The 11,398-nt window shown below is 68.6% G+C and carries 11 protein-coding genes; 3 read left to right on the top strand and 8 right to left on the bottom strand.

From position 1 onward, the window contains the following. Positions 1-130 precede the first annotated feature (130 nt). Genes trpD through trpE form a run of 5 tightly spaced genes read right to left on the bottom strand, consistent with a single transcriptional unit; the run spans position 131 to position 4,291 of the window. Positions 131-1,168 (bottom strand): anthranilate phosphoribosyltransferase, encoded by a 1,038-nt coding sequence (gene trpD / locus PMI14_RS17940; RefSeq protein WP_007856678.1) that lies wholly within the window; start codon positions 1,166-1,168, stop codon positions 131-133. Between the two features lie 24 nt (positions 1,169-1,192). Continuing rightward, positions 1,193-1,861, bottom strand: coding sequence for a LysE family translocator (locus tag PMI14_RS17935; protein WP_007856677.1), 669 nt, complete (start codon positions 1,859-1,861; stop codon positions 1,193-1,195). Then, positions 1,858-2,442, bottom strand: a complete 585-nt coding sequence (locus PMI14_RS17930) for an aminodeoxychorismate/anthranilate synthase component II (protein ID WP_007856676.1) — start codon at positions 2,440-2,442, stop codon at positions 1,858-1,860. Before PMI14_RS17930 ends, PMI14_RS17935 begins: the two co-directional genes overlap by 4 nt. Next, on the bottom strand, positions 2,439-2,795 hold the full coding sequence (locus PMI14_RS17925) for a chorismate mutase (protein WP_007856675.1): 357 nt from the start codon (positions 2,793-2,795) through the stop codon (positions 2,439-2,441). Before PMI14_RS17925 ends, PMI14_RS17930 begins: the two co-directional genes overlap by 4 nt. Then, entirely contained in the window at positions 2,792-4,291 is a 1,500-nt protein-coding gene (gene trpE, locus PMI14_RS17920; protein ID WP_007856674.1) for an anthranilate synthase component I, read from the bottom strand. Before trpE ends, PMI14_RS17925 begins: the two co-directional genes overlap by 4 nt. 352 nt (positions 4,292-4,643) lie before the next feature. Between trpE and PMI14_RS17915 the strand changes: the two genes are divergently transcribed. Both PMI14_RS17915 and PMI14_RS17910 read left to right on the top strand, forming a co-directional pair. Then, on the top strand, positions 4,644-5,234 hold the full coding sequence (locus PMI14_RS17915; RefSeq protein ID WP_007856673.1) for a chalcone isomerase family protein: 591 nt from the start codon (positions 4,644-4,646) through the stop codon (positions 5,232-5,234). A 242-nt stretch (positions 5,235-5,476) separates the two neighbouring features. After that, positions 5,477-7,123: a methyl-accepting chemotaxis protein gene (locus PMI14_RS17910; protein ID WP_007856672.1), complete on the top strand. Its 1,647-nt coding sequence runs from the start codon at positions 5,477-5,479 to the stop codon at positions 7,121-7,123. Between the two features lie 7 nt (positions 7,124-7,130). Here the strand turns inward: PMI14_RS17910 and PMI14_RS17905 are convergent, their stop codons facing one another. The 3 genes from PMI14_RS17905 to PMI14_RS17895 form a co-directional block, all read right to left on the bottom strand. Beyond that, the gene (locus tag PMI14_RS17905; protein ID WP_007856671.1) at positions 7,131-7,844 is read right to left on the bottom strand and encodes a phosphoglycolate phosphatase; all 714 of its coding nucleotides are present in this window, start codon (positions 7,842-7,844) and stop codon (positions 7,131-7,133) included. 76 nt (positions 7,845-7,920) lie between these two features. Beyond that, on the bottom strand, positions 7,921-9,387 hold the full coding sequence (locus PMI14_RS17900; protein WP_052024428.1) for a hypothetical protein: 1,467 nt from the start codon (positions 9,385-9,387) through the stop codon (positions 7,921-7,923). 53 nt (positions 9,388-9,440) lie between these two features. After that, positions 9,441-10,760 carry an SPFH domain-containing protein gene (locus PMI14_RS17895; protein ID WP_007856669.1) on the bottom strand — a complete coding sequence of 440 codons (1,320 nt, stop codon included), beginning with the start codon at positions 10,758-10,760 and terminating at the stop codon, positions 9,441-9,443. Positions 10,761-10,991: 231 nt separating this feature from the next. Here PMI14_RS17895 and PMI14_RS17890 point away from each other — a divergent pair. Beyond that, on the top strand, positions 10,992-11,398 hold a 407-nt coding region (locus tag PMI14_RS17890; protein ID WP_007856668.1), incomplete at its 3' end, for a response regulator.

Raw genomic sequence — 11,398 nt, 5'->3', positions numbered from 1 at the left:
GTGTGTTTGGCGGCGCCTGCCACTTCTTCGTGCTTGACGGCAACGATCTTGTTGAGGATGTCGGACATGGTGGGCAATGCTAAAAGCGAAAGGAAAAAACCGCCGGACAGGTGCCCGGCGGTGCGTGCGGTCAGGCGGGCACGGCCAGCGCGTGCGTGCGCGCCACCAGTTGCTCCAGGCGCGCCAGCGCAGCACCCGAGGCGATCGCGGCACGCGCCTTGTGCAGGCCGTCGGCAATGGAACTGGCCACGTTGGCGGCGTACAGCGCGGCGCCCGCGTTCAGGCAGACGATGTCCTGCGCGGCGCCGGGCTCGCCCTTGAGCACGCCGATCAGCATCTCGCGCGACTGCTCGGGGGTTTCCACCTTGAGCGCGCGGTTGCTGGCCATGGACAGGCCAAAGTCCTCGGGATGCACCTCGTACTCGGTGATCTGGCCGTTCTTCAACTCACCCACCAGGGTGGCAGCCCCCAGGCTCACTTCGTCCATGCCGTCGCGGCCATACACCACGAGCGCATGCTCGGCGCCCAGGCGCTGCAGGGCACGCACCTGGATACCGACCAGGTCGGGGTGGAACACGCCCATGAGGATGTTGGGCGCGCCGGCCGGGTTGGTCAGCGGGCCCAGGATGTTGAAGATGGTGCGCACGCCGAGTTCGCGGCGCACGGGCGCCACGTTCTTCATGGCCGGGTGGTGGTTGGGCGCGAACATGAAGCCGATGCCCACCTCGGCGATGCATTGGGCAATCGCTTCGGGAGTGAGGTTGATGTGGATGCCCAGGGCCTCCATCACGTCGGCGCTGCCGCTCTTGCTCGACACGCCACGGCCACCGTGCTTGCTGACCTTGGCGCCCGCGGCGGCGGCCACGAACATCGAGCAGGTGGAGATGTTGAAGGTGTTGGCCCCGTCGCCGCCGGTGCCCACGATGTCCACCAGGTGCGTGCTGTCGGGCACGTGGACCTTGGTGGAAAACTCGCGCATGACCTGCGCGGCGGCCGTGATCTCGCCGATGGTTTCCTTCTTCACGCGCAGGCCGGTGATGATGGCCGCGGTCATGACGGGCGAGAGCTCGCCGCTCATGACCATGCGCATCAGGTGCAGCATCTCGTCGTGGAAGATTTCGCGGTGTTCGATGGTGCGCTGCAGCGCTTCCTGGGGGGTGATGGACATGGTGTCTCCGTCTCCTGGTGATTCTTAGGGAGCAGGCCGGTCCGAGAAGGCCAGCTTGAGGCCGAAGCCGATGAACATCGCCCCGGCGATACGGTCGAGCCAGTGCATGCCGCGCTGCACGGCGCCCACGCGGCGCGCCATCCAGCCGGCGGCCAGGGCCCAGCCGACGTTGACGGGAATGGCGTTGAGGTTGAACAGCACCCCGAGCAGCACGAAGGCCAGCGCCTTGCTGTCCGTGCCCGGCGCGATGAACTGCGGCACGAAGGCCAGGAAGAAGATGGCCACCTTGGGGTTGAGCACGTTGGTCCAGAAGCCGCCCAGGAACACGCTGCGCAGCGACACGGCCGCAGCGGGCGCGGCCTGTGCCGCGGCGATGGCGGCACCGCTGCCACCGTCGCCCGAGGCCTTGGCGAACAGCATGCGCACACCCATCCACAGCAGGTAGGCCGCGCCCACCCACTTGAGCACGGTGAAGGCCGTGGCCGATGCGGCCAGCAGCGCGCCCACGCCCACGGCGGCCGCGAAGATGTGCACGAAGCAGCCGGCCGTGATACCCAGGCCCGCCACGATGCCCGCGCGCGCGCCCGAGCGCAGCGCGTTCGAGACGATATAGAGCACGTCAGGGCCCGGCGTCAGGTTGAGCAGCCAGCCGGCGGCGATGAACATCAGCAGTTGGTGCGTCTCGATGATCATGGCCGGGGCTCCAGGAAGTTCCTGAGCATGGCGTGGCCGTGTTCGGTGAGGATGCTCTCGGGGTGGAACTGCACGCCCTCGATGTCCAGCGTCTTGTGGCGCACGCCCATGATTTCGCCGTCATCGGTCCAGGCGGTCACGGCCAGCACCTCGGGGCAGCTGGCGCGCTCGATGGACAGCGAGTGGTAGCGGTTGACCGTGAACTGCGCGGGCAGGCCCGCGAACACACCCTGCTGTGTGGTGGTGATGACGCTGGTCTTGCCGTGCATGAGCTGCTGCGCACGCACGATGGTGCCGCCGAAGGCCGCGCCGATGGCCTGGTGGCCCAGGCACACGCCCAGGATGGGCAACTGGCCCGCGAAGTGCTGGATCGCGGCCACCGAGATGCCGGCCTCGGCCGGCGAGCAGGGTCCGGGCGAGATCACCAGCCGGTCGAGCTGGCCTGCGGCCAGGCGCGCCGCGATCTCGTCGACCGTGATCTCGTCGTTGCGGTGCACCTCGACCTCGGCACCGAGCTCGCCGAAGTACTGCACGATGTTGTAGGTGAAGCTGTCGTAGTTATCGACCATCAAGAGTTTCATGCTGCGCTCCCTGCGGTCTGTGCGCCCGCTTCGCTGGCGTGCCCGGCGCGCAGGCGCGCGAACTCGCGGTGTTCGTGGGCAATGGAGGCTTCCATGATGCCGCGGTAGATGGTTTCCATGACGTCGGGCTGGCCGCCCTGGGCCAGGGCGCGCTCGCGCACCCGGTCCACGATGGCCTGTATGCGGGCCTCGTCGCGCACCTGGTGGTCGGCCTGCTTGATGCGCGCGGCCTGCGTCATGTAGCCCGTGCGCTGCACCAGCAGCGGCACGAGGATGTCGTCGAGCGCGTCGATCTGGCGGCGCACCTCGGCCATGGTGGTGCAGTGCTGCACCTGCTCGATGGAACGGCTCATTCCAGGCCCTCCTCGACCAGCTCGGCGGCGCGCAGCAGCGCGCGGGCCTTGTGCTCGGTCTCCTTCCATTCGAGCTCGGGCACCGAGTCGGCCACCACGCCGGCCGCGGCCTGCACGTAGAGCGTGCCGTTCTTGACGATGCCGGTGCGAATGGCGATGGCCACGTCCATGTCGCCCGCATAACTCAGGTAGCCGCAGGCGCCGCCGTACAGGCCGCGCTTGGTGGGTTCGAGCTGGTCGATGAGCTCCATGGCATGCACCTTGGGGGCGCCGGTGAGCGTGCCCGCCGGGAAGGTGGCCTTGAGCACGTCGATGGCGGTCATGCCGTCGTTCAGGATGCCTTCGACGTTGCTCACGATGTGCATCACGTGGCTGTAGCGCTCCACCGCGAAGGCCTCGGTCACCTTCACGGTGCCGGTCTTGGCGATGCGGCCGATGTCGTTGCGCGCCAGGTCGATCAGCATCACGTGCTCGGCGCGCTCCTTGGGGTCGTTGATGAGTTCGACCTCGGCGGCCTTGTCCTTCTCGGGCGTGGCACCGCGCGGGCGGGTGCCGGCCAGCGGGCGGATGGTGATCTTCTGCCCGTCCGGCGTGCTCTCCTGGCGCACCAGGATCTCGGGGCTGGCGCCCACCACGTGGAAGTCGCCGAAGTCGTAGAAATACATGTACGGCGAGGGGTTGAGCGAGCGCAGCGCGCGGTACAGCGACAGCGGGCTTTCGGTGTAGCGCTTGTGGATGCGCTGGCCCACCTGCACCTGCATGAAGTCGCCGGCCGCGATCAGCTCCTTGGCCCGGTCCACGGCGGCCAGGTAGTCGGCCTTGGCGAAGTCGCGCTGGGCCGGGTGGCTCTCGGTGGGCTTGACCACGGGGGCGCTCACCGAGTATTTGAGCTGCTCCTTGAGCTCGCGCAGGCGCTTCTTGGCCTTGGCATAGGCCTCGGGCGTCGCGGGGTCGGCGTAGACGATGAGGTAGAGCTTGCCCGAGAGGTTGTCGATGACCGCCAGCTCCTCGCACTGCAGCAGCAGGATGTCGGGGCAGCCCAGGGTGTCGGGCGGGCAGGAGTTTTCGAGCTTCTTCTCGATGTAGCGCACGGCGTCGTAGCCAAAGTAGCCGGCCAGGCCGCCACAGAAGCGCGGCAGGCCGGGACGCAGCGCGACCTTGAAGCGCTTCTGGTAGGCCGCGACGAAGTCGAGCGGGTTGCCCTCGGCGGTCTCGACCACCTGGCCATCGGTGACGACCTCGGTGCGCGCCGCGGCGCCAAAGCCGCTGGCACGCAGCAGGGTGCGCGCGGGCAGGCCGATGAAGCTGTAGCGCCCGAAGCGCTCGCCGCCCACCACGGATTCGAGCAGGAAGCTGTGCTTGCCGCCCTCCTTGGCGCGCGCCAGCTTCAGGTAGAGCGAGAGCGGGGTTTCCAGGTCCGCAAAGGCCTCTGCCATGAGCGGAATGCGGTTGTAGCCTTCGCTGGCCAGGCTTTTGAATTCAAGTTCAGTGATCACGGGGAGAGCTCCCAGCTGTCACAGCGCGTATCCCCGCCAATGGGCATTGGGGGCGCTGCGGTTCATTCAATCGGCCCTGACAAGGGCCACGGGTGCACGCTGGGGCGGACTGCCCAGGTGCCATCAGGCGTTCAGGCGGACAGGCTGACGCCAGGGCCAGGCTCCCCGGTCGCTGCAACCTGTGATGAACACGTGGTGAATGAACATGGGCCAAAGTGTAGCAAAGGTCTTGGAGCTTTCGGTTTTTTGCCATGCAATCACCATGAAGGACCACTCGAAAACCCTGTTGCGCCCGCACCGCGGCCTTGCAACAATTAGAAACGAACGAGCGTTCTATTTTGAGGAGACAAGCATGAGAAACCTGGTGCGATGCGCTGCACTCGCCGCCGCATGCCTTCTGGCCGGAACCGCCCTGGCCCAGCCCATCACGGTGTCCAACGTGAAGTACGAGGAGACCACCCAGGTGGCCGACAGCACCTTGCAGCTCAATGGTGCGGGCGTGCGCTACAAGGCAGTGTTCAAGGTCTATACCGCCGGGCTGTACCTGGAGAAGAAGGCCGGCACGCCGCAGGAAGTGGCGAGCCAGAAGGGCCCCAAGCGCATGAGCATCACCATGCTGCGCGAGATCGACTCGACCGAACTGGGCAAGCTGTTCTCGCGGGGCATGGAGGACAACATGGACCGCGCGGCCTTCTCCAAGCTGATCCCCGGCGTGATGCGCATGAGCCAGATCTTCTCGGACCACAAGAAGCTCATGGCGGGCGACCAGTTCCAGGTCGACTGGATTCCCGGCACCGGCACCGTGATCACCGTCAAGGGCAAGCCCCAGGGCGAACCCTTCAAGGAGCCCGAATTCTTCAACGCCCTGCTAGGCATCTGGCTGGGCAATGCGCCGGCCGACTGGAAGCTCAAGGACGCGCTCCTGGGCAAGCAGCCCGGCTGAGCCCCATCGCGCAACCCCTCCCGGGAAAGCACCTACCCGCTTGTGTCACCCGGCAGACACCGCGCCTGCAAACCGCAGGCGTAACCTTCCAAGACCTGTTCCAAGCCCCGGCCGCGTGCACGTGCCGCCATCCGCAGCACGCTGCGGCCGGGCCTTCTTTGCGCCACCCGCGCCCAGCAGCGATCCGCCCGCAACCCCTCGCCCTTTGACCTTGCACCACCGTTCGCGCGCCTGAGCACACCATGAAACCAAGCAACCTTTCCGTCGGCCTGCGCCTGGGCCTGTCCTTTGGCGCCATCCTGCTCATCACGGCGCTCATTGCAGCCACCGGCATGTGGCGCATCGCCAGCCTGAACAGCGCGAGCGAACGCGTGGCCACGCAGGAGATCGAGCAGCAGACCCTGGTGGAGAACTGGGCTGCCGACATCCGGCTGAACTGGGTGCGCACCGAGGCCTTCCTCAAGGCCATCGACCGCGACTACATGGAAAAGCTCACCGCCGACACGCAGGCCACGGCCCAGGGCATCGAGGCCAAGGTCAAGCGCATCGAAGGCCTGGTGCAGGGCGAGAAGAACCGCGCCCAACTGGCCACCATCGCCACGGCCAGCAAGGCCTATGGCGACAAGCTCGCCGAGATCCGCGAGCTGCACCGCGGTGGCGAGCCGAATGTGCCCACGCTGGTGGACAAGGACCTGCGCCCCCTGGCGGACCGGTACCTCAAATCCCTCGATGACCTGCGCACGGCCATGGCCACGCAGCTGGCTGCGAGCCAAAGCGACACGGCGGCACTGGCCCGGGCCAGCCAGGTGCTGCTGGGCGTGGGCACCTTGATCGCCGTGGCGCTGGGCGCTCTGCTGGCCTTCACCGTCACGCGCTCCATCGTGCGGCCGGTGCAACTGGGCCGGCAGGCCGCCGAAAGCATTGCCGATGGCGACCTGACCCACCCCATCGCCACCACGCACAACGACGAGACCGGCCAGCTGTTGCAGGCCCTGGCCGCCATGCAATCGCGCCTGGCCACCATCGTCGGCAACGTGCGCCACAGCGCCGAGGGCGTGGCCACGGCCAGCGCCGAGATCGCCTCGGGCAACAACGACCTGTCGGCGCGCACCGAGCAGCAGGCCAGCGCGCTCGAAGAGACCGCCGCCTCGATGGAGGAACTGGGCTCCACCGTGCGCCAGAACGCCGACAACGCGCGCCAGGCGAACCAGCTGGCGATGAGCGCATCGACCGTCGCCATCCAGGGTGGCCAGGTCGTGGCCGAGGTGGTGGACACCATGAAGGGCATCAACGACAGCAGCAGGAAGATCGCCGACATCATCAGCGTGATCGACGGCATCGCCTTCCAGACCAATATCCTGGCACTCAATGCGGCCGTGGAAGCCGCCCGCGCCGGCGAGCAGGGCCGGGGCTTTGCCGTGGTGGCCAGCGAGGTGCGCAATCTGGCCCAGCGCAGCGCCGAGGCCGCCAAGGAGATCAAGGGCCTGATCGGCACCAGCGTGGAACGCGTGGAGCGCGGCAGCGCCCTGGTGGACAGGGCCGGTGCCACCATGAACGAGGTCGTGGCATCGATCCGCCGCGTGACCGACATCATGGGCGAGATCAGCGCCGCCAGCAGCGAGCAGAGCTCGGGCGTGGGCCAGGTGGGCGAAGCCATCATGCAGATGGACCGGGCCACGCAGCAGAACGCCGCACTGGTGGAGCAGAGCGCTGCGGCGGCCGACAGCCTGAAGACCCAGGCCGGGCAGCTGGTGGATGCGGTGGCCGTTTTCCGCCTCGGCGCCGGCAACGCCAATGGGGCGCAGGCTGTGCCGCTTGCTGCGCCCCGCGCTGCCAGCAATGCCTCGCGCCTGCTGCCGGCGAACGGTCAGCGCCGCATCGCGGCCTGAGCCATGCTCAGGCGGCGGCAGCGAACTCCGCTAGCGCGTCCACAAAGCCATCGGCATCCACGGCCCGTACGGGCTGGCCGTGGTTGTAGCCATAGGTCACCAGCACCACCGGGCAGCCGGCGGCGCGCGCGGCCTGCGCGTCATTGCTCGAATCGCCCAGCATCAGCGTGCGCGCGGGTGCCGTACCCAGGGCCTCGCAGGTCTTGAGCAGGGGCAGCGGATCGGGCTTCTTGCGCGCAAAGCTGTCGCCACCGAAGACCTGTGAAAAATAGCCATCGAGCCCCTTGGCCTGGAGCAGGGGCACGGCAAAGTCGGTGGGCTTGTTGGTCAGGCAGGCCAGGCGCAAGCCCGCGGCCTGCAGCGCCTGCAGGCCCGCCACCACACCGGGGTAGACCTGCGCGTACTGGCCGTTGATGGCCAGGTAGTGCTTCTGGTAGCTGGCCCAAGCCGCGGGGTACAGCGACTCGACCTGCGCCGCGTCGACAGCCTGGCCCTTCGATGCCAGCACGTGGGCCAGCACTGAGCGCAGCAGATGCTCCGATCCCTTGCCCACCATGTGCTCGATGTGCTGGGCACCAATGGCCGGCAGGGCCAGCTCGCGCAGCATGCGGTTGAGCGCCTCGGCAAAGTCCCCGAGGGTGTCCACCATGGTGCCGTCCAGGTCCACGATGGCGGCATCCACGCGGGACAACAGGGCGGACAAGGGGGACGGTGCAGACATGCGAAGGGCTCCTCGGAAAGGCAGATGAAAAAAGCCGGGCGTGGTGCCCGGCCTGCCTGGATTTTAAGCGGCCCGCTCACCTCAAGCTCAAGGTCTGGCGCTTCCACGCCGGATCCTGCCAGCGCTGGAACAGGGGCAGTGCGGCCACATCACCCGTCACACGCTCGGTGGCCAGGCCTTCCAGGCGCACGATTTCGAAGCTGCGGCGGTAGCGGCCCTGGCCGCGGGCCTCGCGCGCCACCAGCATCTGCTGGCCGCCAGGCACCCAGCCGGCCCACTCGGCCACGCCGGTCTCGGGCGCGGTGGCGGCCGGGGGCAGCACGTCGACCAGCCAGCCCTCGGCCGTCTTGCGCATCACCCACAGCTCGCGCCAGCCTTCCAGGGGCTGCACCGCCAGTGCCACGGCCGTGCCCTCGCGGTTCACGCTGGCCGAAGCGGCCCAGACCACGCCGTAGGTGCAGCGGCGCACCAGCGGGGCCTTCACACCCTTCTGGGCATCCACCAGCAGCACGCAGGTCTCGCCGGCCGCACCGGGCTCGGTCACGATGCCCGGGCGGTTGCCCTGGGCCGAGGGCAGGCTGGTGGGGACCAGGGCCCAGCGCACGGCGCTCACGCGCATGGCGGCATCGTTGTACGCAGGCTGGTCTTCGTCGGGCAGGTCGTTCTTCGCGACACCGGCGAATTCGGCCAGGGCGCGCGATGCGGCGGCGGCCGTTGCGGGACCGGCGGCATCCTTGCGCGCCTGCTGGAAAGCCAGGGCACTCCACACACTGGCGCGGCGCATCTGGATGCGGTTGCGCACATAGGAGGGCAGGCCGGCCACGTCCACGCGTTCGAGCACCTCGGACTGCCACGCCTGCACACGGGCCCGCTCGTGCGGCGGCAGGTCGGGGTTCACGCACTCGGGGCGGGTGAGGGCCAGGGCGGCGCGGGCGCGCTGCTCGGCATCGGCCACGGGCATGGCCAGCACGCGGCGGAAAGCCTCGCCGTCGTAGCAGACCTGCATGCGGCCTTCGACCTCGTAGGTCGTGAAGCGCACGCCGTAGCCGTTGGCGACATCCAGGTGCGCCGACAGCGTGGCGCCCGAGGCCTTGCCGGGCGCAGCGACCGAGGCGCGGCGCGCCAGCCGGTCGGCCAGCGTGCCGAGTGCGTCGAAGGCCTGGGCGCCCTGCACGCCGGCCAGCACGCTGGCGGGGGCCGCCTGCAGGTAGGCGGCGGTGATGCCGATGCCCAGGGCTTCGGCACCCGGGGTGTCGCGCACGAAGCGCAGCACCGAAAGCAGCGCCGGGCCTTCGGCTTCATCGAGCGCCACACGGCGCACTTCACTGGCGCGGATGAAGCCGCCGCGCTCGCGCTTGTGGTCCCAGACCTGCAGGTAATCGAGGCGCTCGCCGCGCACTTCGAGCACTTCGCCCTGCCACAGCGCGGACTGCTGCTGCGCCGATTCGCGCGGTGCGGCGCGCAGCACGGCCTGGTCCTGCACGACGATGGCGCTGCCCAGGGCACTTGGGGGCGCAGGGGGCACGGCGGCGGTGGCCACCATGGTGGCGGCACAGGCAATGGCCGCGACAAGGGTGAGGGTGGTGCGGTTCATGCTCATTGCTCCGTGGCTTGGGCGGCGGCTGCGTCGTCGGCATTGGCTTGTGCGGCCACGGCCTGGGCATTGCGGTTGCCGCCCAGCAGCGCGGCACCAATGAAGTCGCCATTGGTCGGCGGGGGCGCGATGATGACCTGGATCTTGTCCGAGAGCTTGTCGGCCAGCGTCTTCTGGATCAGCAGCGGGTGGCGCGTGACCAGGGCACCCTCGCGCGCCATCTGCTCGGCGTTGACCTTGCCGATGCGGTCCATGCGGTAGGCCTCGGCCTCGGCCAACTTCTGGCGCGCATCGGCTTCGCCGTTGGCTTCGATGCGGCGCGCCTGGGCGCTGCCCTCGGCCGCCTTGATGCGCGAGACCTTCTCGGCTTCGGCTTCGAGCTGGCGCTGCTCGATCTGGCGCTGCTTGAAGGGCAGCACATGCTTCATGGCTTCTTCCTGGGCGCGGGCGGCGATCACCTGCTCGCGCGCGGCGGCCTCGGCGGCCACCTCGCGACGCACCTTGTCGGCACTGGCGTCGAGCTCGGTTTCCTTCACGCGCTTGTCCTTGAGTTCCAGCGTGTAGCGCATCTTCTCGGAGGCCAGTTCCTCGGCCAGCAGGCTGTCCATGCCGCGGCGGTATTCGGCGGGCAGGTCCACCTTGCCGATCTGCACGTGGCGCAGCAGCACGCCGTCGGCGGCCAGGCGGGTGCGCAGCTCGGTTTCGATGATCTGCTGGATCTCGGCGCGCTTGGTCGAGAAGATCTCGCGCACCGTGTAGCGGGCAAACACCTTGTAGATCAGGCCCTGCACGGCGGGCTCGACGATCTCGGCACCGATGTTGTCGGGCAGGCTGCCCGAACGCGAGGCCACGCTGGCGGGGTCGAGCGCATACCGCACGCCCAGGTCCAGGCCGAAGGACAGGCCTTCGACCGACTGCAGCGGTGCGCCGCCATTGGCCTGGCGCATCTGCTCGGGGCGGTAGGTCTGGTCGCGCAGGGAGAACACGCGCACGCTGTGCAGGCCAGGCAGCACCCAGACGCTGCCGTCGCGCCACTGGTTGACCGAGCCGGTGACCTGGTTCACGCGCACACCGAGTTCGCCCTGGTCCAGGTGCTGCACCGGGGGATTCCTGTAGACCATGGCACCGGCAGCCACCACCGCCGTACCGGCGACGAGCCAGCCGATGGCCCGGGGCGATGGCAGGGCCAGGGGGCGGGAGGCAGCCAGGGGAGCGATCGCGGCGGTGTCGTCCTGCACGCCGTCCAGGGTGGGCTCCACGGCAGGGGCGGAGGCAGGGGTGCGGCGCAGGGCGCGGACGATACGGTTCCAGGTGGCTTTCATGGTGTTTCCCTCTTCAGTTCGGTTCGGTGGGTGGCTGTTCTGCAGCGCCGGATTCCTGTGCTGCATTGGTGTCCAATTCTTCGCATTCCCCCCGGAAGCAACAATGCGGCGCCCCCACCAAAGCGTTCACGCCGGCCGTGCAAACGTTCCGGCCGCGGAAGAAAAACTCACACCGCTGCCGGCAGGGGGCCGGGATAATCCGCGCAGGACCACTTTCAGCCCGAGCCCTCCATGACCCGCATCGCCGTGATCGAAGACGACCTGCCCACCAGCAACCAGCTGGCCGGCTGGATCCGCAGTGCGCGCAGCGGCATCGTGATCGACCAGTGGTTCACCCGCGACGAGGCCGAGGCGGCCCTGGCGCGCGAGCACTACGACGCGGTGGTGCTGGACATCGAGCTCGGCCGCGAGCGCCATGCCGGCGTGGCGCTGATCAACGCCATCAACAAGCTGCGCCACGGCACGCCGGTGCTGGTGGTCTCGGCCATGCCGGCGGCCATCTACCGCAGCATCATGAAGGCGCTGGACGCCTGGGACTACCTGCAGAAAACGACCTTCGAGGAGGCCGATTTCATCGAGACCTTCCTCGACATCCTGCGCACCACGCAGGCGGCGCAACCCGCCGCCGTTGCGGCGGG

Source organism: Acidovorax sp. CF316, from assembly GCF_000276605.1.
Classification (GTDB): domain Bacteria; phylum Pseudomonadota; class Gammaproteobacteria; order Burkholderiales; family Burkholderiaceae_C; genus Acidovorax.
This window is presented reverse-complemented; position numbering and strand designations above follow the sequence as displayed.